The sequence below is a fragment of the Nonomuraea cavernae genome, from assembly GCF_040655715.1.
GTDB lineage: Bacteria > Actinomycetota > Actinomycetes > Streptosporangiales > Streptosporangiaceae > Nonomuraea > Nonomuraea cavernae_A.
In genome coordinates, this window is record NZ_JBFAKL010000004.1 from 187,574 (window position 1) to 209,517 (window position 21,944).

General features: G+C 69.8%; 18 protein-coding genes. 9 read left to right on the top strand and 9 right to left on the bottom strand.

Features of this window, described 5'->3' with window-relative positions; genetic code table 11:
• Window positions 1-15: 15 nt before the first annotated feature.
• Window positions 16-1,446, bottom strand: coding sequence for an AMP-binding protein (locus AB0I38_RS07830; RefSeq protein ID WP_358463681.1), 1,431 nt, complete (start codon window positions 1,444-1,446; stop codon window positions 16-18).
• Window positions 1,447-1,876: 430 nt separating this feature from the next.
• Between AB0I38_RS07830 and AB0I38_RS07835 the strand changes: the two genes are divergently transcribed.
• Together AB0I38_RS07835 and AB0I38_RS07840 are read left to right on the top strand one after the other, a co-directional pair.
• Window positions 1,877-2,575 carry a hypothetical protein gene (locus AB0I38_RS07835; protein ID WP_358463684.1) on the top strand — a complete coding sequence of 233 codons (699 nt, stop codon included), beginning with the start codon at window positions 1,877-1,879 and terminating at the stop codon, window positions 2,573-2,575.
• A 61-nt stretch (window positions 2,576-2,636) separates the two neighbouring features.
• A complete protein-coding gene (locus AB0I38_RS07840) occupies window positions 2,637-4,814 on the top strand; it encodes an acyl-CoA dehydrogenase (protein WP_358463687.1) in 2,178 nt (725 codons plus the stop codon).
• A 110-nt stretch (window positions 4,815-4,924) separates the two neighbouring features.
• Here the strand turns inward: AB0I38_RS07840 and AB0I38_RS07845 are convergent, their stop codons facing one another.
• The 5 genes from AB0I38_RS07845 to AB0I38_RS07865 form a co-directional block, all read right to left on the bottom strand.
• Window positions 4,925-5,188 (bottom strand): hypothetical protein, encoded by a 264-nt coding sequence (locus AB0I38_RS07845; RefSeq protein ID WP_358463690.1) that lies wholly within the window; start codon window positions 5,186-5,188, stop codon window positions 4,925-4,927.
• 174 nt (window positions 5,189-5,362) lie between these two features.
• Complete coding sequence (locus tag AB0I38_RS07850; protein ID WP_358463693.1) at window positions 5,363-5,965, bottom strand: MerR family transcriptional regulator; 603 nt, start codon at window positions 5,963-5,965, stop codon at window positions 5,363-5,365.
• A gap of 190 nt (window positions 5,966-6,155) precedes the next feature.
• Entirely contained in the window at window positions 6,156-6,443 is a 288-nt protein-coding gene (locus AB0I38_RS07855; protein ID WP_358463696.1) for a hypothetical protein, read from the bottom strand.
• Window positions 6,444-6,496: 53 nt separating this feature from the next.
• Window positions 6,497-6,850, bottom strand: coding sequence for a hypothetical protein (locus AB0I38_RS07860; RefSeq protein WP_358463699.1), 354 nt, complete (start codon window positions 6,848-6,850; stop codon window positions 6,497-6,499).
• Window positions 6,847-7,155, bottom strand: coding sequence for a hypothetical protein (locus tag AB0I38_RS07865; RefSeq protein ID WP_358463702.1), 309 nt, complete (start codon window positions 7,153-7,155; stop codon window positions 6,847-6,849). Before AB0I38_RS07865 ends, AB0I38_RS07860 begins: the two co-directional genes overlap by 4 nt.
• A 138-nt stretch (window positions 7,156-7,293) precedes the next feature.
• Here AB0I38_RS07865 and AB0I38_RS07870 point away from each other — a divergent pair, with 138 nt between their 5' ends.
• Together AB0I38_RS07870 and AB0I38_RS07875 are read left to right on the top strand one after the other, a co-directional pair.
• Window positions 7,294-8,547, top strand: a complete 1,254-nt coding sequence (locus AB0I38_RS07870; RefSeq protein ID WP_358463704.1) for a helix-turn-helix domain-containing protein — start codon at window positions 7,294-7,296, stop codon at window positions 8,545-8,547.
• 10 nt (window positions 8,548-8,557) lie between these two features.
• Window positions 8,558-9,034: a hypothetical protein gene (locus AB0I38_RS07875; protein ID WP_358463707.1), complete on the top strand. Its 477-nt coding sequence runs from the start codon at window positions 8,558-8,560 to the stop codon at window positions 9,032-9,034.
• Between the two features lie 150 nt (window positions 9,035-9,184).
• Here AB0I38_RS07875 and AB0I38_RS07880 read toward each other — a convergent pair whose 3' ends face one another.
• The gene (locus AB0I38_RS07880; RefSeq protein ID WP_358463710.1) at window positions 9,185-11,053 is read right to left on the bottom strand and encodes a hypothetical protein; all 1,869 of its coding nucleotides are present in this window, start codon (window positions 11,051-11,053) and stop codon (window positions 9,185-9,187) included.
• Between the two features lie 50 nt (window positions 11,054-11,103).
• On the opposite strand from AB0I38_RS07880, the gene AB0I38_RS07885 reads away from it, so the two are divergent.
• The 4 genes from AB0I38_RS07885 (at window position 11,104) to AB0I38_RS07900 (ending at window position 19,022) form a co-directional block, all read left to right on the top strand.
• Window positions 11,104-12,690, top strand: coding sequence for a hypothetical protein (locus tag AB0I38_RS07885; RefSeq protein WP_358463713.1), 1,587 nt, complete (start codon window positions 11,104-11,106; stop codon window positions 12,688-12,690).
• 256 nt (window positions 12,691-12,946) lie between these two features.
• Window positions 12,947-13,750 carry a glycosyltransferase gene (locus tag AB0I38_RS07890; protein WP_358463716.1) on the top strand — a complete coding sequence of 268 codons (804 nt, stop codon included), beginning with the start codon at window positions 12,947-12,949 and terminating at the stop codon, window positions 13,748-13,750.
• Entirely contained in the window at window positions 13,747-14,871 is a 1,125-nt protein-coding gene (locus AB0I38_RS07895; RefSeq protein WP_358463719.1) for a glycosyltransferase family 4 protein, read from the top strand. Before AB0I38_RS07890 ends, AB0I38_RS07895 begins: the two co-directional genes overlap by 4 nt.
• Window positions 14,868-19,022, top strand: a complete 4,155-nt coding sequence (locus tag AB0I38_RS07900; RefSeq protein WP_358463722.1) for an alpha-(1->3)-arabinofuranosyltransferase domain-containing protein — start codon at window positions 14,868-14,870, stop codon at window positions 19,020-19,022. Before AB0I38_RS07895 ends, AB0I38_RS07900 begins: the two co-directional genes overlap by 4 nt.
• On the opposite strand, the gene AB0I38_RS07905 is transcribed toward AB0I38_RS07900, so the two are convergent.
• Both AB0I38_RS07905 and AB0I38_RS07910 read right to left on the bottom strand, forming a co-directional pair.
• Window positions 18,943-20,085 carry an acyltransferase family protein gene (locus AB0I38_RS07905; RefSeq protein ID WP_358463725.1) on the bottom strand — a complete coding sequence of 381 codons (1,143 nt, stop codon included), beginning with the start codon at window positions 20,083-20,085 and terminating at the stop codon, window positions 18,943-18,945. The genes AB0I38_RS07900 and AB0I38_RS07905 overlap by 80 nt on opposite strands.
• Window positions 20,082-20,807: a class I SAM-dependent methyltransferase gene (locus tag AB0I38_RS07910; protein WP_358463728.1), complete on the bottom strand. Its 726-nt coding sequence runs from the start codon at window positions 20,805-20,807 to the stop codon at window positions 20,082-20,084. Before AB0I38_RS07910 ends, AB0I38_RS07905 begins: the two co-directional genes overlap by 4 nt.
• Window positions 20,808-20,964: 157 nt before the next feature.
• Between AB0I38_RS07910 and AB0I38_RS07915 the strand changes: the two genes are divergently transcribed.
• A complete protein-coding gene (locus tag AB0I38_RS07915; RefSeq protein WP_358463731.1) occupies window positions 20,965-21,882 on the top strand; it encodes a DUF3068 domain-containing protein in 918 nt (305 codons plus the stop codon).
• Window positions 21,883-21,944 lie beyond the last annotated feature (62 nt).

The window sequence follows — 21,944 nt, forward strand, 5'->3', positions numbered from 1 at the left end:
GGATATCTGCCCAGCTCAACGTGAAAGATACGCCTCGCGCACGTCCCTCCTGCTCAGCTTGCCGGTGGGGGTTCGGGGCAGGGTGTCGCGAAACTCGATGACCCGTGGGTGCTTGAGTTTGGCCAGACGGGGCGCGCAGTGGCGGAGCAGTTCGGCGGTGAGCGCGTCGGATCCGGGCGCTCCAGGGGCAGGCTGGACGAGCGCGACCACCGACTGTCCCCATTCGGGATCGGGCACGCCGATCACCGCCACGTCCGTGACCGCCGGATGCTCCAGCAGCGCGGCCTCGATCTCGGCGGGATAGATGTTGACCCCGCCCGAGATGATCAGGTCGGTCCGGCGGTCGAGCAGGAACAGGTAGCCGTCCTCGTCGAGGTAGCCGATGTCGCCGGGCGTGTAGTCGCGCCCGCGCATGGAGGCCGCGGTCTTGGCGGGGTCGCCGTGGTACTCGAAGCGGTTGACGCCGCCGATGTAGACGAGGCCGGGCTCTCCCCGGGGCACCTCCTGACCGTCGTCGCCGACGATGGTGAAGGCCATCCCGTCCAGCGCTCGCCCGACCGTGCCCGGTCTGGCCAGCCACTCCTCGGAGGAGACCATGGTGGCGACGGCCGCCTCGGTGGAGCCGTAGTACTCCCACAGGACGGGCCCGAGCCAGTCGATCATCGCCTGCTTGGTGGCGGGCGGGCAGGGCGCGGCGCCGTGGTAGAGGTGGGTGAGCGACGACAGGTCGTACGACTCCCGATCGGGCACCGCCAGCAGCCGGTGGAACATGGTGGGCACCATGAAGGCGTTCGTCACCCGGTGCCGCTCGATCAGCCGTAGCGTCTCGGCCGCGTCGAACCTCTCGGGGGCCACGATCGCGTGCCCGAGCTGCAGCGCCATCATGGCCTGGCCGTACGGAGCGGAGTGGTAGAGCTGTGAGCACACCAGGTGCACGCCGCCGGGCGGCAGCCCGAAGTGCTTCCAGCTCTTGCGCATCAGGATGGGGTGGAGCTCCTCGGGCGTGAGGTCGAGCAGCCGCCGGCGCACCCCCTTGGGGCGGCCGGTGGTGCCGGAGGTGTAGAGCATCATCGAGCCGGCCCGCCGGTGCTCGGGCGGGCCGTCGGGCCGCCCGTCCGCGAGCTCCGCTACCGAGAGCGCGCCGGGGGCGACGACCGTCCGGGCGCCGCAGTCGGCGACGATGTAGTCGGTCTCCTCGGCGGTGAAATGCCAGTTGACCGGTACGAGGTAGGCGCCCACCTGGTAGCTCGCGAGCATCATGGTCAGGGCGTCGGAGCCGTTCTTCAAGACGGTCACGACAGTGTCGCCGGGCCGCACGCCGCGCGCGACGAGGCCACGGGAGGTCCGGTTGACCAGGGACAGCAGCTCGCCGTAGGTCAGGGCGTCATCGCCGAGCAGGGCGGGGCGCCCGGGGTCGCCGGCCGCAATCTCGTAGAAACCGCGCATGACCGCGACCATACAGAATTACATTCTGCCGAGGGAATAGCGGAAAAATCCTTCTCCCTGGTGACGTAGCCTCATGGCCATGGCGGACGTTGGAGAACAAGGAAACGCGCATGACTCTCCCACCACCCCGTTCCGGAAGATCGTTCTTCCCGCCGAGGAGACGGTCCAGATCCGCCGGCCACCGGCCTCCGGGCCGTCCCTTCCTCCGTCGGCTCCCGGCTCGTCCCTTCCTCCGTCGGCCTCCGGGCCGTCTCTACCTCCGTCGGCTCCCGGGGCGTCTCTCCCTGCCTCGGCTCCTGGACCGTCCCTTCCTCGATCGGCCCCCGGGCCGTCCCTCTCTCCGCCGCCTCCGCCCAAGCGGGGTCTGCTGGCGCGCATCGGTGACATCCCGATCCGGGTCGTCTACCTGATCGGCGCCATCTTCGCGACGGTGGCCGCGGTGTTGCTGATCTTCATGCTGTTCTCGGGCGACGTGCCGAGCAAGGACGAGCAGACCGCGCGGGTGGTCCCCGTCGCGCCGGTCCCCGCCAGCGCCACCCCTTCGGCCTCGGCCTCGGCCACGCCGTCACCGAAGGTCAGCGAGGTCGCGCTGCCCCCGGCGCCCAGGACCAAGGTCTTCGCCAACCTGCCCGGCACGGCCTCGGTGGTCACCGGGATCATCAACGACACCAAGAACGGCATCAGCTATCCCCGGCTCGGCGACCCGTGGACGGCCAGGTCGTTCCCGCCGTTTACCATCGCGCAGCGGGTCGGCAAGGTGGCGGTTCCGCACACGGTGATCGCCTCGGCCATGTTCCCGGCCGACTCCCCGGAGACCAAGCCGTCGACCGACGCCGACTACCGGGAGCTCGCGGTCCGCGCCGCCCGGTGGACGCTGCGCTCGCAGTATCCGGCGGGCGCCACGCTGACCTGGACGGGGTCGCAGAAGCTCCCTACGGGCAAGGGGTGGACCCTCGCCTACCAGGTCACCTACACCTTGTCCGGCAAGCGGCAGTCGGCGCAGGCGCTGGTGTCGGTGGTCGAGGTCGGCAAGACGAAGCCGGCGATGCTGCTCGCCTCGATCCCGCAGAGCGGCAGATCTCACTGGCGGGATCTGAATACCCTCGCGACCCGAATTCGCCCGCTCTAGGCTAGAAGCACCCTCTAGAATATGGTTCTGGCATGATCTGGACCTGCTTGGAGGATGTGCAATGGCGATCGGATTGAGCGAGGAGCACGAGGCGCTCCGCGAATCGGTGCGCGGCTGGGCCGACCGGAACATTCCCACCGAGCTGCTGCGCTCCGCGACCGACGAGCGCCCGGTGTTCTGGACGGGGCTCGCCGAGCAGGGGCTGCTCGGTCTGCACCTGCCCGAAGAGGCCGGCGGCTCCGGTTACGGGCTGCTGGAGGCCGCGGTCGCCATCGAGGCGCTGGCCGAGCGGATGGCGCCGGGTCCGTACGTGCCGACGGTCCTCGCGAGCGCGGTGATCCACGCCGCCAAGCGTCACGACCTGCTGCCGGGTCTCGCCGACGGGACGGCCACCGGCGCGGTCGCGCTGACGGGCGCCCTCAGCGGCACCCGCGCCGCCGACGGCTCACTCGTCGTGTCGGGCACGGCGGAGCCCGTGCTGGGCGCCTCCCAGGCCGACGTGCTCGTGCTCCCGGTCTCCACCGCCGACGGCGAGGAGTGGATCGCGCTCGACGCCTCCGCCGCGACCGTCACCGCCGTGAAGTCGCTCGACCTGACCAGGTCGGTGGCGAAGGTCGAGCTGTCGGACGTGACCGTGCCGGCCGACCGCGTGCTCGACGGGGTCGAGGGCCCCGACGTGCTCAACCTGGCCGCCATCCTGCTGGGGGCCGAGGCCGCGGGGCTCGCCTCGTGGTGCGTCACCGCCGCCTCCGACTACGCCAAGGTACGCGTCCAGTTCGGCCGGCCGATCGGCCAGTTCCAGGGCATCAAGCACAAGCTGTCGCGGATGCTCGTCGCGCTGGAGCAGGCCCGTGCCACGGTGTGGGACGCCACTCGGGCCGAGGGGCGTGAGCTGGAGTACGCCGCCGCGATCGCCGGGGTGATGGCCCCCGACGCGGCCGTCCAGTGCGCCAAGGACGCGATCCAGACGTTCGGCGGCATCGGCTACACCTACGAGCACGAGGCGCACCTCTACTACCGCCGCGCGCTCACCATCCGCGCGCTGCTCGGCTCCTCCTCCGAGTGGGCTGCCTCGGTCGCCGCGCTCGCCCTGCAGGGCGTCACCCGCGAGATGGAGATCGAGCTGCCCGAGGACGCCGAGGCGCGGCGCGAGTCGATCCGCGCGGAGATCGCGCAGATCGCCACGCTGGAGGGCAAGGAGCAGAAGCGCGCCCTGGCCGCGCAGGGCTTCGTCATGCCCCACCTGCCCGCGCCGTGGGGCCGTGGCGCCAAGCCGCTGGAGCAGGTGCTGATCGCGCAGGAGCTCAAGGCGGCCAAGGTGAAGCTGCCGGCGATGATCATCGGTGCCTGGGTGGTGCCGTCGCTGGTCAGCTACGGCACGCCGGAGCAGCAGGAGCGTTTCCTGCCCAAGACGCTCAGCGGCGAGATGATGTGGTGCCAGCTGTTCTCCGAGCCCGGCGCCGGGTCCGACCTGGCCTCGCTGCAGATGAAGGCGGAGCAGGTCGAGGGCGGCTGGAAGCTCAACGGCCAGAAGATCTGGACCTCCGTCGCGCACTTCGCCGAGTGGGGCATCTGCATCGCCCGCAACTCCTCCGAGGGCTCCAAGCACGAGGGCATCACCTACTTCCTCGTGGACATGAAGGGCGCCGGCGTGACGGTCCGGCCGCTGACCGAGATGACCGGCGAGAACCTGTTCAACGAGGTCTTCCTCGACGATGTGTTCGTGCCCGACGAGCTGGTCGTGGGCCAGGTCGGCGACGGCTGGAAGGTGGCCCGCAACACGCTGTCCAACGAGCGCGTCTCGCTCTCGTCCGGCTCCGGTGGCACTGGGTCCTCGGTGCCCGACCTGCTCGGACTGGCCGGGCGGCTCGGCCGCGAGCTCACCCAGGTCGAGGCGCAGAAGCTGGCCGAGGTGGTCTGTGAGGGCCACTCGATCAACGCGCTGTCGCTGCGGGTGACGCTCAAGCAGCTCGCCGGGGCCGAGCCGGGCGCCGACGCCTCGGTGCGCAAGCTGCTGTCCACCTCGCACGCCCAGCACGTCTCCGAGACCGCGGTCGACCTGCTCGGCGCCTCGGCCGTGGTGGCGGCGGACATGAAGCTCGGCGACGCCGGCTACTGGAACCGGGCCGTCCTGGCGACCCGGGCGATGACCATCTACGGCGGCACCACCGAGGTGCAGCTGAACATCATCGGCGAGCGCATGCTCGGCCTGCCCCGGGACCCCGAACCGGGCAAGTGAGCGGCGGGGGCCGGGCCACCACCCGGCCCCCCACGGGGCATCGTCCGGTTCCCGAGGGTTACGGCACGGTGGTCCCACTCGTGTGCGATGACCGTTCAGTCCGGAGGTTGTCAGCTTGGGCGCTTACGCCGACGAGGCGGCTTGGCGAGATCACGACAACGAGTCACCAGATCATCTATGTCCGGCAGGTTCGGGTCCGCGCCATCGTCGTCACAACAGGCGGGCTTGGTACGTTCACCCACCGGCGGCGCATCCAGCCCGCATACCTCCCACAGCGAGGTATAGACATCGCGCGTCCGGTTGCGCTCATCATGAGGTCCCAGCATCAGAACCCATGCATGACCCGGCTCTTTGAAGGCGACCACGACGCGCATGACGCCTCTCAAATGCTTGACGCACAACCGACTCACCGGCAGTTCCCCCGTGAGCCGATATCCAAGGGCCGCGCACCCCGTGCTTCCAGATCACCGACAAAGGCGACGAATGATCTGAGATCCGCCCCGCGCAAGGTCTCAGCGTGCTTCTCCGCGAGAACCGAGAGGTAGACCTCAGTCTTCACTGGCAGTCAGCTCCGAATTCTTGGAACTCCACTCTGCCCTGATCTCCCGCCACGGACGGCCCTCGCCCTGTTCCACCTGCCGAAGACCGTCGATCAGCTGATCGTTCTCCAGAAGCTCCCGGTCCTGCAGGCGCTGCCAGATCACCTCGGCCATATTCCGGGTGCGGCCGGCCCGGCGTAGATCCTGGATGAGTGTTGCCACGGTGTACAGACGCTCGGCTTCAAGCATCAGGCGGGGTCTTCCCCTGACCGGGACGAGCAGTCCTTCCTTGGCCCACGCGCGAACCGTCTTCTCGTCAACACCAAGGATCTTCGATGCGATCGTCGCCCGCACCGGCTCGGCGTGAGCGAGCAGATCCTGGACAACCTCTCGGACCGTGTCACGGGTGCCGGTCTCATGAGTGCTGGCAACCACCCCGTCCAGCCGTTGTGCCTGCTCGAACAAGGCCAGCGTCGCCCGCTCCTCGATCTCTTTCCGATGAGGAGCCTGCGCCGTGCCACCTGTCTCGTGATCACTTTGCGGCGGGAGCGTCCGATGCTTTCGCTTCTTAGTCGCTCCCGTCGAAGACTTCCGGGGTCTGACATCAGCCATGAGGATGGTTCTCCTTCCCCTTTGATGCTACTCCCTGTTTTAGGCCCAAAACCGGGAGTCAAGCTTTGATCTTTCGGCAAGACGGTCACCTGGCTTGACGTTGGCGCCTTGACCGCATCACTGGCACCGAACCGGATATCCCATTCGTCGTCCGAAGGCGGGACCGTGACCCGGTCACCACGCTTCGGACTCACGCTGAGACTTCTACCGGTCCGAAGTCGCCACGTGTGGCCTTGCGAGCCTGGGCGTAGTGCGCGGGGGCGGCCTTGATCCGAGCGGTCGCCCGCCAGCCCGCGATGACTTCCTGTGTGGTGACATCGACATCAAGTTCCGCGGCGTCAGAAAGTGCCTCCACCAGTTCGAGTGTGAAGGAACGCAGTTCGGCGGAGGTGAGGTGGCGAACCCAGGGAAAGACCTCGGGCATGGCGATGACCAGCGCGCGGGCGGTCGGATCGTGCTTGATGAGGGCGAGGAACAAGCGAGATGCCGTGGCCAGTGTCTGCCCGCGCTGATCCTCACGGTCGGCGGCGGTCAGGTAGAAGTCCGGGGCATCGCGGTGGGTGACGCGTACTCGACCGAGGCGCGCGGCGCGTTCGGCGACGGCTTTCGACCAGACAGCAGTGCTGTCCAGATCGCCCGGGCTTTACTGATCGACATGAGGGATGTTTCGCGCGTCTCGGGGCTGCCGTCGAGTTGGACGGTGCGCCGCAGGAACGCCCTGCCGCCGCCTTCGTAGAGTTCGTACACCGTCGCCCGGCAGAAGCACGTCCAGGTCACTGGCCGTACCCGCTCCAGTGTCAGGTACGGCTGACGCCACTCCAGCCTGTAGTGGTCACGTTGTGCCATGGTCAGGTGCGGGCTCAGGCACTCGTCCGGAGTGATCATGGCATGGTCTCCATGACGACCTCGGATAGCGGGTGCGTCCTGCGGAGTTCCTCGTACCGATGAGCCACGTAGCGGGCGACGGTGGCCGGGTTGTCGACTCCGTAGGTGGTGTACAGGCGCCGTCTCGTCCTCCGCGACATTTGCCCCGTCCACCATCGGTAGACGAAGCCGTCTGTCCAGACGAGAAGATCCATCCAGACGGAGACGAGCGCCACGCCGTGACCGTGGTGCACGTCGGCGGAGATGCCGCAGTCTTTGAGCGCACGCTGTAGTCGCTCGGCTGCGTGGAGCGGAAGAGCACTCATGCGATGAGCATCACCGCCGACATCGGTCCTGGGTAATGCTGTAGTACCGACGGCGCTGGGGATATTCCTCTTACGAATATCGGTGTGGCAGCACTCTATGTCCGGTTTAGCGTTGAGACCGGCGCTTAACCTAGCGCTATGAATCAGAACCAAGGCCGTCTCCCGCCTCAGTTCTGGTCCGCGCCCGCCGTGGCAGCTGCTCTTGCCGAGTGCGACATCCCCGCCGTTCTTGCCGAGGTGCAGGGGGCGAACGACTGGACGCAGGGCCAGTTGGCCGAGGCGGTCGGCTACTCCCAGAGCTGGGTTTCCAAGGTGCTGCGGAATCGTCAGCCGCTCACCGTGGACCAGGTCCGGGAGATATCAATCCGAGTCGGGATACCCCTTCATTTACTCCGATTCGGTGCCCGAGGAGATGACGATCCGACGAAACGCAGAGATTTCGGCAAGGCGGTAGCTCTTACGGTTCTCACCGCCCTGCCGCTGCCTGGACGCGCGGAGGTGGACGAGACCACCGCGCCCATACTGACCAGCATCACTGGCGCTCAACGGCGCCTGGAGGCCACCACACCCGCCCGCGAACTGGCCCGGGGAGCAGTGGCCCACGTGAACCTGACCAATCGCATTCTCGGACGCGCCACCCGCTCGGCCTTCGCGGGCGATATCCGGGCCGTGATGAGCGAGGCCGCCGGTTTCGCCGCATGGGTCCACGCCGACATGCATGACACCGGCACCTCACGCACCTACTACCGCCTGGCAGTCGACGCCGCCCGCCAAGCCGAACACTCCCTGCTGGTGGCCTACATGATCGGCAGCCTGGCAGCCTTCGAGATCGACGCCGACGACCCCGTCTCAGCGCTGGACCTGCTCGCCCAGGCACGAAGGGAACTGGGAGAGCGGCCGCCGGCGACCGCACGAGCGTGGTTGTCCAGCATCGAGGCTCTCGGCCACGCGACCGCCCATGACGCTTCCGCAGCCTTGTCCGCCCTGCGGCAGGCCGAATCCGCGGTGACCGCCAGCGAAAGAGCGGCGGCACCGCCATGGCCCTGGGTCTTCCCGTTCGACCATGCGAAGCTCGCGGGCTATCGAGCCTTGGTCATGGTACGGCTCGGCCGCCCCGACGAGGCCATGGCCGCGTTCGCCGAGTCACTGTCATCGGCCCAGCCCGGCGCCAAACAGCGTGGGGTACTGATGACCGAGATCGCCACCGCCAAGGCCATGTCAGGACAGCACGACGAGGCATTCCACCTGGCCACTAACGCCCTCATGGTGGGCGTCACCTACGGCTCCGAACGGGTCATTCAACGCACCAGACGATTCCGCCGCACCTACGACGGACCGATGACGGCAGACGTCCGGGCGTTCGACGAGCAACTCCGCGCGACTCTCCTCTAGGAAGAAGGTCATGATCCGTATTGCTGTCTCCGGCCACCGCGGCCTGCCCGCCGAGACCGTCACCTTGGTCGACCACGCGATTCGGGAGGCGCTCGCCGAGCATGCTCCCGCGATCATCGGGCTGTCCTGTCTCGCCGACGGCGCCGACCAGCTCTTCGCCCGGGCCATCCTTGACCTGGGCGGAATGTTGGAAGTGGTAGTTCCCGCACAGCAATACCGGGAAGGACTGCCCGCCGAAGCGCACCAGGACTACGACGCGCTGTTCGCCGAAGCCGCGCGCGTTCACGAGCTGGACTTCGTCGAGTCCACCTCCGAGTCGCACATGACCGCCAGTCGTCTCATGCTCGACCACGCCGACGAGCTGTTTGCCGTCTGGGACGGCAGGCCCGCCAGAGGGTACGGCGGAACGGCGGACATCGTGGTCGAGGCCAGAGCACGCGGGCTGAAGGTCCGCGTTATCTGGCCCGAAGGCGCCGAGCGAGACTGACGGTTCACGCCCAGAAAAGCGAGCGTGAGCCGTACGACGGAGTGCTGTGGAGCTATTCCTCGGTCGGGAGCAGGCCCGTCTGGCAGGCACCCCACCCCGATGGGTCACCTGGCTTGACGTTGGTGCTCGCGGGTGTGAGAGGCCCGGTGGTCAGCGGGTGATGGGCTGTAGTGGGCTGGGCGTGCCCGACTTGGCGGGCCGCGGGACGCCCACCTTGATCTGCCCGATGCACGCCGAGCCGCCGTCCACCGTGCGGATCGTCAGCTCGGCCCCGCCGCCCTTGACCGTGGCGAACGTCCAGCCGAAGTCCTTGCCCGCGGGGACCACGGCCTGCCCGCCGCCCAGCCGTACGGCGAGTCTGGTGGGCGTCGGGTTGAGGTAGCCGACCTGAGCCGTCCAGTCACCCTCGGGCAGCGGCGCCGGGAGGCGGAAGATCACCTCTCGGCCCGCGACCGGCACGCAGCCGGCGCTCTGGGGGATCGTCACGCCCTGGATGTCCACCGGGCGCAGGCGGCCCTGCGGGTCGAAGACGAGCGGGTTGCGCACCGGGCCGGTCAGCTGCCGGGCCCAGGTCACCGGGTACGGTGCGATCGGCCCGAGCACCTTGGAGACTCGGGCGTAGTCGTAGAAGAAGATCGGGTAGACGACCTTGGCGGGGACGTGCGTGTCGAGGATGACGGCGTTCGCCCCGGCCCGCTTGAGCGCCAGCCGGCCCGTCTCCACATAGCTCTTGACATGCTCGCCGAGCGGCAGGCGCGCGTACGCGGTGACCGACCACACCGAGCCTGCCGCGAACGCGACGCCCAGCGGGACCCACGCGTACCTCAGCCGGGGCGCCGCCGGGCGCCGCCAGGGCCGCTCCTCGTCGCGCAGCGGGATGAACGCCAGCCCGAGGACGATCGCCAGCACGGTGGCCGTGGGGGAGACGTAGCGCAGCTCGGAGCCGCCGAGGTCGGGGCCGAGCTCCTCGATGCGCCCGATCATGACGGGCACCACGTCGGCGAGCACGAAGTAGGCGAACAGCGCGGCCCAGGCCAGCCAGGCCCGCCGCCGGTAGAGCACGGAGACGGTCACCACGGCCGCCACGACGGCCAGGCTCACCCAGACCATTACGGGCGGCGTCGCGGCGATGGCGTAGTCGTCGCCGATCGGCCGCCACTGCCACGGCCCGCCGAGGGTCGCGGGCACCAGGGAGTCGGTCAGCAGGTTCCAGGCGAAACCGGCGGCGATGGCCGGGTCCGGCAGCCCCGGCCGTACCGTGTCGTTGGTGAGCTGCACGGAGGTGAACAGCTGGCGGAAGAAGATCACGGCGTAGACCGCGATCACGGCGAGGTAGAGCAGCCAGGCCGGTTTGCGCTTGGCGCGCGGAAACCAGCCCAGGGTCAGCACGAAGGCCAGCACCGGGATGAACGGCGCCTTCACGAAGAACAGCATGGCGAGGACGACCCAGGCCGCGGCGGCGACCGCGTGCCGGAAGCGGCCGGTCCGGTTGTAGAGGACGTGCGAGCTCAGCGCCATCGGCAGCGCGATCTGGAACGGCAGCGTCTCGATCACGACCGCCCACCATGACAGCGACGAGATCGTCAGCGGCGTGAGCAGGTAGAAGCCGAGCGGCACGAGGATCGCCGGCCGGGCGCCGAACAACACCCAGAGCAGCCGCAGCAGTGCCAGCCCCGCCGCGCCCAGCAGGCTGATCGTGATGGTGTGGGCGAGCATGTCGTTGTACACGCCGAGCCGGCCCATCGTCCACTGGATGGCGAACGGCCCGGGCACCAGGTGCCCGTAGTCCACCCGCATCAGGTAGTCCCAGGTGAGCCCGTGTTCCAGGCCGCGGGCGATGAAGGTGAAGTCGTCCTGGCGGAAGTAGGTCCGCTGCACCAGGCCGAACTTCCACACCAGCTGGACGGCGATCATCGTGATGGCCGTGGCCAGTACGGCGTCCGCGCGCGCCCATGGCCGGGCCGCCACCGTCACCTCGCTCGTCGCCACCCCGCCCTCCCCATTCGGAAGAGTAGCCACGGGATGATTTATACGGAATGCCCGTTGTCCGGTTGTGATGTCATAGCGGGATGCCGCACACGACCCGCGCCGGGCCGATGGCCGCCCTGCTCGGTCTCGCCCTCGGCTGCCTCGCCCTCGGCCCGGCTCTGGGCTGGGGGTTCGTCCTGGCGCAGGACATGGTCTTCGTCCCGGACCCGGCCTTCTCGCGGTTCACCTTCGGCCTGGCCGGGGGCGCGCCGCGGGTGGTGCCCAGCGACGCGGTGGTCACCGCGCTCTCCTGGGTGATCCCGGGGGAGCTGGTGCAGAAGGCGATCCTGCTCGGCGTCTTCGTGCTGGGCTGCTCGGGGGCCGCGCTGCTGGTGCCCTCGGAGTCCCTGGCGCCCCGGCTGGTGGCGGGGGCGTTCTACGTGTGGAACCCGTACGTGGCCGAGCGCCTGCTGATGGGGCAGTGGGCGCTGCTGCTGGGCTACGCGGGCCTGCCCTGGGTGGTGGGCGCGATGGTCTCGGGCCGCCGGTTGGCCGTGGCGATCGTGCCGGCGGCGGTGGGCGGGTTCGCGGCGATGACGATCACCGCGCTGACGGCCCTCCCGCTGGCGCTCACCGGCACGCGGAGGTGGATGGGGACGCTCCGGACGGGGGCGATCGTGGTGGCGTTCAGCCTGCCCTGGCTGCTGGTCGCGGCACTGCGCCCCGGCGGGGTGACGGGTGACGGAGTCGGCGTGGAGGCCTTCGCGGCCAGGGCCGACGGGCCGTTCGGGGCCGTGGGGAGCCTGCTCTCGCTCGGCGGGATCTGGAACTCCCACGCCGTCCCGGCGGGCTACGACACGCTGCCGGGCGCGGTGGCGCGGCTGGCGCTGGCCGTGGCGGGGATCGCCGGGTTCGCCTTACTCGGGCGGGTGGCGTACCGGAGGGGGCTCGCGGTGGCGGCGGCGGTGGGGTTCGCGATCGCCTGCCTGGGGGTGACCGAGCCGGGGCGGGCGGTGCTCACCTGGCTGATCGGGGTGTGGGGCGGGTTCGCGGTGTTCCGGGACGCCCAGCAGTTCGTCGCTCCGCTGGCGCTGCTGGTGGCCGTCGGCCTCGGGCTGCTGACCGCCTCCGCCGCTTCGGCCCCTGCGGTCGCTTCGGTGGCCCGCCGCGCTCCGGCGTGGGCGGGCGTCATGGTGCTGGTGCCCCTCGCCGTGCTGCCCACCCTGGCGTGGGGCGCGGCCGGGGCGCTGCGGGCCGTGAACTATCCCGCCGACTGGACGGCCGCGCGCGAGGTCATCCGGCGAGACGGCGAGCCGGGAGACATCCTGGTGCTGCCGTTCGAGTCCTACCGGCGCTTTCCGTGGAACGGCCACCGGGCGGTGCTGGATCCGGCCCAGCGGTTCTTCGCCGTTCCCGGTCGCGATGTCGTCGCCAACGACACCGTACGGGTCGGTTCGATGGTCGTCGGAAGTGAGGACGGACGGGCCCGCCAGGTAGAACGCGTACTAGTAGAACCTTCACCGAACCTGCTCCGGGCCGGATTTCGGTACGTGGTCGTCGATGCCGGAACCCCGGACGAACGCCGCGTGTTCGAGGGATGGCTCCGCGCCGCGACGCTGGTGGTGGACGGTGCTGACCTGCGACTGTACCGACTGGACCGGGCGACTGGGCAGGGTGCGTCCGAATAGGTAATTGATCAGCGGGTTTATTAAGATTTCGTTTAGCTACTTCCGAGTAGCAAGAATAGGTTCTAGGTTTGTGACGGTCACCACTGCCGTGTCCGAGGAGGACCCCCCAAGTGATCAAAATCCTCTTAGCAGCGATCATCGGTGTCGCCGTGGCTACGCTCGTGGCGACGGTCACCACCGTCTCCTTTACCGGCGCCACGGCCACACCGGTCAACCAGCCGCTCTACAACTACGGCGACCGGTAACCCGAGTCGTCATGCCGCCCTCCCTCCGAGGGGACGAGAGGACGAGCCGACCACCACTGCTCGAGATCGTCGTTCCGGCGTACAACGAGGAAGGACGACTCCCCGGGGGGCTCCTGCAGCTGTGCGCGAAGCTTGCCCGCATGCCGTTCCCGACCGCTGTCATCGTCGTCGACAACAACAGCACGGACGCCACCGCCGAGATCGTCAGGACCTGGCCGAAGGGGGCGGTCCCGGTCCGGCTGATCCAGTGCCCGGTTCCCGGCAAGGGCGCCGCCGTGCGTGCCGGGCTGCTCGAGACTCGCGCGCCTTTCGTGGGCTTCTGTGACGCCGACATGGCCACCGACCTCGACGCCATCGACGTCGCCTTCGGCCTGCTCCTCTCAGGGGAGCGGGTGGTCGTGGGCTCGCGTTCGCACACCTGCTCCGACGTGGAGAACCGGCACAGCCGGGTGCGCGAGCTGGGCGCCGTCGGCTTCCGTTCGCTGGCCAGGGTGCTCGTGCGCGGGGTGAACGACACCCAGTGCGGCTTCAAGTTCTTCGACGGCGCCCTCATCCGTAAGGTGGCGTCCCGGTTGCGCACTCCCGGGTTCGCCTTCGACGTCGAATTGCTCGCGCGGTGCGCCGAACTCGGCGCGAAGGTGCTGGAGATCCCGGTGCAGTGGCGGGACATGCCGGGCTCGCGTTTCTCGCCGACCCGGCACAGCGCGGGCATCCTGCTCGAACTCGGCCGGATCTGGCTGACCCTGCGCACCGAACCGCGTGCCGGCGCCCGGCCCGCCTGGGACCAGCCGCTGGACTCCGTCGGATATCCGTGAACCGGATCCCCGTGAACATCGCCGTCGTCAACTGGCGCGATCCGTGGCACCCCGCCGCCGGAGGCGCCGAAACCTACGCCTGGGAGATGGCCCGGCGCTTCGCCGCGTCGGGCCATCAGGTCTGCTTCGTCACGGCCCGGGGCTCCGGCCAGCCCGCCACGGACGAACTCGACGGGGTACGGATCGCCCGGATGGGTGGCCTGTTCACCGTCTATCCCCTGGTGCTCGGCTGGCTGCTGCTCCGCCGCTCGCAGTTCGACGTGGTGCTCGACTGCCAGAACGGCATTCCGTTCTTCACCCCCTGGGTGCTGCCCCGTCGCGTGCGGATCTTCTGCGTGGTGCACCACGTGCACGACCGGCAGTTCGAGGTGCACCTGCCGCGCTGGCTGGCGGCGGTCGGGCGGTTCCTGGAGGGGCCGGTCTCGCGGTGGACCTATCGCGGCCAGGTGAGCGTGGCCGTCTCGCCGTCGACGGTCAACGCCATGCGGGAGCGGCTCGGGTGGCGGGGGCCGATCCATATCGTCCCCAACGGCGTAAGCATCAATGGATCACGAAATATCGAGAGAAGTGGGGTGCCTCGACTCGTGTGCGTGGGCCGGCTCGTCGCGCACAAGCGCGTCGACCTCCTGCTCGACGCCGTCGGCGAGTTGAGGAAGCGCTGGCCGGGCCTGACCGTGGACGTCATCGGCCGGGGTCCCGAGGAGGCCCGCCTGCGCGCCCGGCTGCCGGAGGGCGTCACCATGCACGGCTACCTGTCCGAGGACGACAAGGAACGTCTCATCGCCTCCGCCTGGCTGCAGGTGAGCACTTCGCAGGGTGAGGGCTGGGGGTTGTGCGTGCTGGAGGCCGCCGCGCTCGGCGTTCCGACGGTCGCCTTCGACGTCGACGGACTCAGGGACGCGGTACGGCACGGCGAGACCGGCTGGCTGCTCCCCGAGGGCACGGACCTGGCCAAGGGCATCTCGGCGGCGCTGGAGGAGTTGGAGGACGCCGCCCCCTCGGACCCGTACGGCGAGAGAAGCCGGCAGTGGGCGGCGAAGTTCTGCTGGGACCGCAGCGCCGAGCGCATGGCTCTGCTCATGCGGGGCCACGCCGTGGAGCCCGTCTGGGAGAAGTCGTGAGCGAGCGAGCCCTGAGCGGGGAAGGCACGCGCGAGAAAGGCGCGCGCGAGGGAAGCGTTCGCGAGAAGGGCGCGCGCGAGGGAGGCGTGGGCGAGGGAGGTGTGAGCGCGAAGGCTCGGCACCGGCTCTGGCTGGTGATCTGCTGCCTGGGCTTCGCGGTGCTGTCGTTCACCACGGTCCCCGGCCAGATCATCTCCGACACCAAGATCGACCTGGCGCTCAACCCGGTCGGCTGGCTGGAGCGCGCCGCCCACCTGTGGGACCTGCAGCACTTCGGCCAGCTGCAGAACCAGGCAGCCGGCTACCTGTTCCCGATGGGCCCGTTCTTCGCCCTCGGCGACCTGGTCGGCATCACGCCCTGGGTGACGCAGCGGCTCTGGCTGACGTTGCTGCTGTGCGTGGCGTTCCTCGGCGTCGAGCGGCTGGGCAGGCAGCTCGGCATCGGCACCCCCGGCACCCGCATCGTCGGCGCGCTGGCGTACGCGCTGGCGCCCCGCGCGCTGTCCATCCTCGGCGAGATCTCGATCGAGTGGCTGCCCGCCGCGATGCTGCCGTGGATCCTGATCCCGCTGCTCACCGCGTCGGAGACCGGCCAGCGGGCCAGGGGCGCGATCCGGTCGGGCCTGGCCGTGGCACTCTGCGGCGGTGTGAACGCGGTCGCGGTGCTGGCCGTGCTGGTCGCCCCGGTGATCTACATCCTGACCCGGCCACAGCCGGTGCCGCGCTGGCGGATGCTCGGCTGGTGGACGGGCGCCGTCTCGGTGGCCACCCTGTTCTGGTGGCTGCCGCTGCTGCTCGTCGGCCGCTACGCCTTCTCCTTCCTGCCCTACACCGAGACGGCCTCCACCACCACGCAGGTCACCTCGCTGACGAACGTGCTGCGCGGCGCGTCCGACTGGGTGCGCTTCCTGACCGTCGGCGGGGTGAACGACCAGCCGGCCGGCTACGCGATCGCCACCTCGGCCGCGATGGTCGTGATCACCGGCCTGCTCGCCGCGCTCGGCCTGGCCGGCCTGGCCCGGCGGGACCTGCCCGCCAAGGGCTTCCTGATCACGGTGTTCGTGGTGGGCGTGGCCGCGCTGGTCGCCGGGCACATGAGCGCGCTGGAGCCGGTCGTCGCCGAGCCGGTGCGCTGGCTGCTCGACGGGCCGCTCGCGCCGCTGCGCAACCTGCGCAAGTTCGACCCGCTCGTACGCCTCGCGCTCGCCTTCGGGCTGGTCCACCTGCTGGCCGGGGCCCGGCTGCGGGTGCGGGCGGTGGCGCTGGTGGCCTTCGCCGGGCTCGTGCTGCCCGTCTTCAACCAGGGCCTGGCGGCGCCCGGCTCCTTCAAGGAGGTGCCCCTCTACTGGAAGGAGGCCGCCGCCTGGATCAACGAGAACGCCGGCGACGACGGCGTGCTGGTGGTGCCCGGCGCCAAGTTCGGCGAGTACCTGTGGGGCCGGCCGCTCGACGATCCCACGCAGCCGCTGCTCCACGCCCGCTGGACGGCCAGGCAGGTCACCGCCGCCGGGTCCGTGGGCCTGACCAGGCTGCTCGACGCCATCGACCAGCGGCTCACGGCCGGCCACGGCTCGCCCGGCCTGACCGAGGTGCTGCGCCGGATGGGCGTGCGCTACCTGGTCGTCCGGAACGACCTGATCAGGGCCAACCTGCAGGGGGCCTGGCCGACCAGGATCTACGAGACGCTACGCGAGTCGCCCGGCATCACCAAGATCCGCTCGTTCGGCGGCGAGGTGGGCGACAGCGTCACCGACGACGTGATCGAGTCCGTGGACTGGCCGTTCCCCGCGCTGGAGCTGTACGAGGTGTCGGGCAGCTCGGAGCTGGTCGACGTGCGGCCCGGAGCGGAGGCGCTGCGGGTGCGCGGCGGCCCCGACTCGCTGCTCACGATGGGCGACCTCGGCCTGCTGGGTGACGGCCCGGTGCTGGTCAACGGCGACGCCGGTCGGCAGGAGGTGCCGGTCGTCACGAGCGACACGCTGCGGCTGCGTGAGCGGCAGTTCGGCGAGATCAGGTCCAACTGGACCCCCACCCTGACCGCCGACCGGCGCGACGACTTCACCGGTGTCAGGGCGCTCGACCTGCTGGAGGACGGCTGGCTGGAGGAGACCGCCACCGCGGAGTACGGCGGCATCTCGGCCATCACCGCCTCCTCCTCGGTCGCCGACGCCGGCGCGATCCCCGGCCTCAGCGCCACCGGCCGCAGCCCATGGGCGGCCATGGACGGAGACTTCGAGACCACCTGGGAGAGCGGCGGCTGGAAACGGCCCGAGGGCGAGTGGCTGCGCATCGACCTGCCCCAGGAGCGCGACATCCCGTCCTTCCAGGCGACGTTCACCAACAACGTGCTGCTCGGCCAGTCGATCAAGCGGGTGGCCGTGGTGACCGAGGGCGGCCGGCTGGTCCAGCAGGTCGAGCAGACCAACACCCCCCAGACCCTGCGCACGCCGCCCGGCCCGACGAGCTGGCTGAAGATCGAGATCGTGGACACGTACAACCGGGGCTGGAGCTTCGTGCAGCGGGTCGGCATCACCGAGCTCGCGATCCCCGGGATCATCCCGAGCCGCACCATCCGGCTGCCCGGACAGGGCGGCGACGTCTACGTGATGGACCGCGGCCTCGACGCGCGCCCCGAGTGCATGCGCGACCCGGCCCGCTGGATCTGCAACCCGCTGCTGGCCAGACCGGGCGAGGAGGGCGCCGGCTTCGACCGGACCTTCACCGTCGAGGAGGAGCGCACCGCCGCCGTCCAGGGCACCGCAGTGCTGCGCGACGCCGAGCTGGTCGACCGCTTCACCCGGCTCAGCGCCGACGTGACCAGGGTCGAGGGCTCGTCACAGGTGAACAAGGAACCCGTGGTGGCGCCCCGGTCGGCCTTCGACGCCGACGCGTCCACCACCTGGGTGCCCTCGCCCTCCGACGCCGAGCCCACGCTCACGATCCGCTGGAAGGGCAAGCGGAACGTCTCCCGGATCCAGGTGGCCCGCCCCGGAGGCGACAAGCAGCCGCTCGACCTCGTGGTGATGGGCGACAAGGGTCAGGTGCGCAGCGGCCGGGCGGACGCCGGCGGCACCCTGGCCTTCCAGCCGATGTCCACGTCCTCGCTCAAACTGCGCTTCTACCCTGTCTCCAGGCGGCTCCAGGTCACCGAGCTGATCGTGCCCGGCGTCCGCCCGGCGAGCAGGCCGGAGGGCATCCCGTTCCGGCTGGCCTGCGGCCAGGGCCCGGAGCTCCAGGTCAACGGCCAGACCATCCGCACCAAGGTCAGCGGCACCTATGCCGACCTGCTGGAACAGCGTCCCGTGCGGTTCACCGGCTGTTCGCGGGCGGAGCTCGGCGGCGGCGACAACCGGGTGCGGGTGGCCGGCTGGGACCCGTTCGAGATCACCAACCTGGTCGTCGGCTCGGTGCCCGAGCGGCCCGCTCCGGTGGAGGGCGCCGCGCTGCCCGGCACCTGGACCGCGGCGCTGCGCGAGGTGCGCGTGGCCGCCCGCCAGGACTCCTTCCTCGTCGTCAACGAGAACTACAACGCGGGCTGGCACGCCACCGTCGAGGGGCAGGTCCTGCGGCCCGCGCGGATCGACGGCTGGAAGCAGGCCTGGGAGCTGCCCGCGGGCACCTCGGGGACCGTGCGGATGGAGTACGGGCCGGACAAGCCCTACCGGCTGGCGCTCGGCCTCGGGCTGGCCGGGATCGCGCTGCTCGTCCTGCTCGCCCTGGTGATGCGCGGCCCCAGGCCCGAGCACGTGCTGGAGACCGCGTCGGCGTCCGCCGCCCGCCTGTCCCGGTGGCGGGCGCCGTACGTGATCGTGCTGGGGCTGGGGTTCGGCGCCTGGGTGGCGGGCTGGCAGGGCATGCTCGTGGTGCTCGCCGGCGTCGTGGTCGTCCTGTGGCCGCGACTGCCGAGGCGGGCCGTGCCCTGGGTGGCCGCCTGGCTGTTCGGCGGGGCGACGGTGTCGCTGGCCGCGGCCATGGCGTTGCGCGACTACGGCGTGGACGTGGAGCTGCTGACCGACCACGTGCCGCAGCTCCTCGCCTGCGCGGCCATGGGCGTGCTGTTCGGGCAGCTCGTCAGCGCACCGGTGCCGCCTCCTTCGCCGCGGGAGCGTCCGGCGGCGGAGCAGGTGCTGACCCGCGCCGGCTCAGCCTGAGCGCGTTCTCCTCGATGAGGTGGTAGCTCGCGACGCTCACCAGCATGGTGCCGACGAACGTGAGGATCGCCACCTGCACGAAGTCGCCGGTGAACGGCTGGGTGCCGGTCACCTTGTAGTAGAGGGTGATCACCGGCGCGTGCCAGAGGAAGAAGCTGTAGGAGATCCGGCCCAGGTAGGCGGTCACCGGGTTGCCCAGCACCCGGTGCCGGAGCGAGTCGTGCCGGGGGGCCAGCGCGAACGGCGCGACCACCAGGATCGCCACCGACGCCTCCAGGCCCATCCGCCAGAGCGACTGCCCCATGTCCGGCAGCGTCAGCGTGCGCGGGCCGGCCAGCTCCGTGCTCAGCATCACGTACAGCAGCAGCGCCAGCACGAGCAACTGCGGCGCCAGCGCGTCGATGGCCTTGATCTCCTTGCGCCACACCGACAGCACGGCCATCGCCATCCCGGCGGCGAAGTAGATCAGGTGGTGCGGCAGCCAGAGCGCCATCTCCGGCTCGTCGAGCGAATGGGAGACGATCACGCTGGCCACCGAGATCACCGGCAGCACGGCGATGCCCGCGAGCAGCCGCACCGGCCGGTTGCCGCGGCGCGCCCATTGGTGCAGCAGCCAGGCGAGCAGGGGCAGCACCAGGTAGAACGCCATCTCGATGGGCATCGTCCACATCTGGTAGAGCCCGTCGGGCGCGCGGTCCTGCTCGGTGTAGTTCTGCAGCAGGAGCAGCCACTTGGCCCAGCCGGTCCAGTCCATCGAGCTCCACGCCAGCAGCGCCAGGAACGTGACCACCCAGTAGGCGGGCAACACGCGGAACGCCCGGCGCCAGAGGTAGAGGCCGGGACGCGGCGCCGGGGCGTCCTCCAGCAGGGCCCGGACCCACGGACGGTAGAGCAGCAGGCCGGAGAGCAGGAAGAAGATCGGCACCGCGACGCCCAGCCGGGTCGTCATCCAGGCGAACATGCCCTCGCGGTACATGACGCCGGTGTTGCCGGCCACGTGCAGCACCCAGACGCCGAGCGCGGCCAGGGCGCGGATGCCGTCGAGCGCGCCATCCCTCTTCAAGGACGCTTTCTCAGTACCAGGACCAGGTTCCACGTTGCGAACTCCCTGACGATCGGGACGTGCAGCATCGGGCGGGACCACCAGGGCAGGTAGCGGGGGAAGGCGTCGACCAGGTCCACCCGCCGCTCGCTCCGGGCCCAGCGCAGGCCCTGGGCGACGGAGACGGGGTAGAGGCTCTGGCCGTAGCGGTTCTTCGGCGCCTTGCCGTACGTGTCCTCGTATCTCCGGGCGGCTCGGTGGCCACCCAGATAGTGCCAGGGCGAGGTCTCGTGACCGCCCCAAGGGGAGAGCCAGTTGGTGTACGCCAGGAACACCAGGCCGCCGGGCTTGGTCACCCTGACCATCTCGGCGGCCATCCGCCACGGCTCCGGGACGTGCTCCAGCACGTTGGAGGAGAAGCAGACGTCGACCGAGGAGGTGCGCAGCGGCAGGTCGAGGGCGCTGCCGAGCAGCCCGCCGCCGGGCGTGCCCTGGCCGGTCAACTCGCCCGCGTCCACGTCCACGCACACGCAGCGGGCGCCGTGGCCGCGGAACTCCGTGGCGAAGAAGCCGGGGCCGCCGCCCACGTCGAGGACGAGCCGGTCGCGGAGGTCCACGTACTGGCGTAGCTGGGCGGCCGTGTCCGCCGCCAGCGTCGTGTAGTAGCCCTGCTGGTCGTCCTGTTCGGAGCGGAACGCCCGGAATAACCGGATGGACCGCGCCAAGTCAGCGCGCCTGGGCATATCTCCTGCTTTCATATGCGGAGTCACTCTAGAACTTGTTTCTATCGATTTGATTGCGGCTCCGTTCCGGACGGTGACGCATGTCACTCACTGTCATACTTTGTTGCCGGATGTTCGAGCAAGATAACAACAGGTTCTAGGATCGCGGAGGCCGTTGATGGGTCGCATCTCCACGCTCGTCCTCATCGGGGTCGGGGCGTTCTTCATCGCACTCGCCCCGCTCGTGAAATTCTGGGCGGCAGAGAAGATCATTTCTGCCCCCGCGAACCAGTTCGGTATCACCCACCTGGAGGCCAAGGGCGCGCAGTACTTCTCCAAGCAGGACCTCAAGGTGCTGACGGCCGACCTTGACATCATCGTGACCACACGTGGCGACGTGAAGGAGGCCAACTCCACCCGGGTCGTCTGGGACGAGGCCACCGTGGTCAACGACGTCACCAACGCGCGCCCGCAGATCGACCTTAGCGACCGTCGCAGCGCCTTCGACAAGTACTCCGGCGTGGGCGTGAACTGCTGTGGCGTCAACGTCGCCAAGGCCCCGGTGACGCTGGAGGGCCAGATCTACAAGTTCCCGTTCGACACGGAGAAGAAGACCTACAAGGTCTTCAACTCCAGCGCGATGAAGGCGTTCGACGCGCGCTTCGTCCGCGAGGAGAACGTCGGCGGCCTGCCCGTCTACGTCTTCGAGCAGGACGTGCCGCCCACCAAGACCTCGACCCTCACCGCTCCCGCCTCGGTGCTCGGCATGACCGACACCACCGGCGACGTGCAGGTGGACCGCTGGTACGACGGCAAGGTCACCTACTGGATCGAGCCCTCCACCGGTGCTCCGGTCAAGCAGGAACAGCAGCGGCACGAGGTGCTCAAGACCCAGGACGGCATCGAGCGCTCGGTGGCCTTCGTCGCCGTCGCCAAGATGACGGACGAGACGGTCGGCAAGCTGGTGCAGAGCGCGGAGGATGGTAAGGGCCAGATCAACCTGCTGCGCAACATCATCCCGCTCGTCCTGCTGGTCGTCGGGGTCGTGCTGGTCGTGGCCGGCGTGATGCTCGGCCGCCGCTCCCGCGAGTCCTGACCGTTCTTCCGGGGCCCCGCGTCACGCGGGGCCCTTTTTGCTGCCCGGCCCTTTGTCCTTGC

What these genes read in the sequence shown, in the direction of transcription:
- AB0I38_RS07830 (WP_358463681.1), bottom strand. Translation starts at nt 1,446, where the DNA reads ATGCGCGGTTTCTACGAGATTGCGGCCGGCGACCCCGGGCGCCCCGCC.
- AB0I38_RS07840 (WP_358463687.1), top strand. Translation starts at nt 2,637, where the DNA reads ATGGCGATCGGATTGAGCGAGGAGCACGAGGCGCTCCGCGAATCGGTG.
- AB0I38_RS07845 (WP_358463690.1), bottom strand. Translation starts at nt 5,188, where the DNA reads ATGCGCGTCGTGGTCGCCTTCAAAGAGCCGGGTCATGCATGGGTTCTG.
- AB0I38_RS07850 (WP_358463693.1), bottom strand. Translation starts at nt 5,965, where the DNA reads ATGGCTGATGTCAGACCCCGGAAGTCTTCGACGGGAGCGACTAAGAAG.
- AB0I38_RS07860 (WP_358463699.1), bottom strand. Translation starts at nt 6,850, where the DNA reads ATGATCACTCCGGACGAGTGCCTGAGCCCGCACCTGACCATGGCACAA.
- AB0I38_RS07865 (WP_358463702.1), bottom strand. Translation starts at nt 7,155, where the DNA reads ATGAGTGCTCTTCCGCTCCACGCAGCCGAGCGACTACAGCGTGCGCTC.
- AB0I38_RS07870 (WP_358463704.1), top strand. Translation starts at nt 7,294, where the DNA reads ATGAATCAGAACCAAGGCCGTCTCCCGCCTCAGTTCTGGTCCGCGCCC.
- AB0I38_RS07875 (WP_358463707.1), top strand. Translation starts at nt 8,558, where the DNA reads ATGATCCGTATTGCTGTCTCCGGCCACCGCGGCCTGCCCGCCGAGACC.
- AB0I38_RS07885 (WP_358463713.1), top strand. Translation starts at nt 11,104, where the DNA reads ATGCCGCACACGACCCGCGCCGGGCCGATGGCCGCCCTGCTCGGTCTC.
- AB0I38_RS07890 (WP_358463716.1), top strand. Translation starts at nt 12,947, where the DNA reads ATGCCGCCCTCCCTCCGAGGGGACGAGAGGACGAGCCGACCACCACTG.
- AB0I38_RS07910 (WP_358463728.1), bottom strand. Translation starts at nt 20,807, where the DNA reads ATGCCCAGGCGCGCTGACTTGGCGCGGTCCATCCGGTTATTCCGGGCG.
- AB0I38_RS07915 (WP_358463731.1), top strand. Translation starts at nt 20,965, where the DNA reads ATGGGTCGCATCTCCACGCTCGTCCTCATCGGGGTCGGGGCGTTCTTC.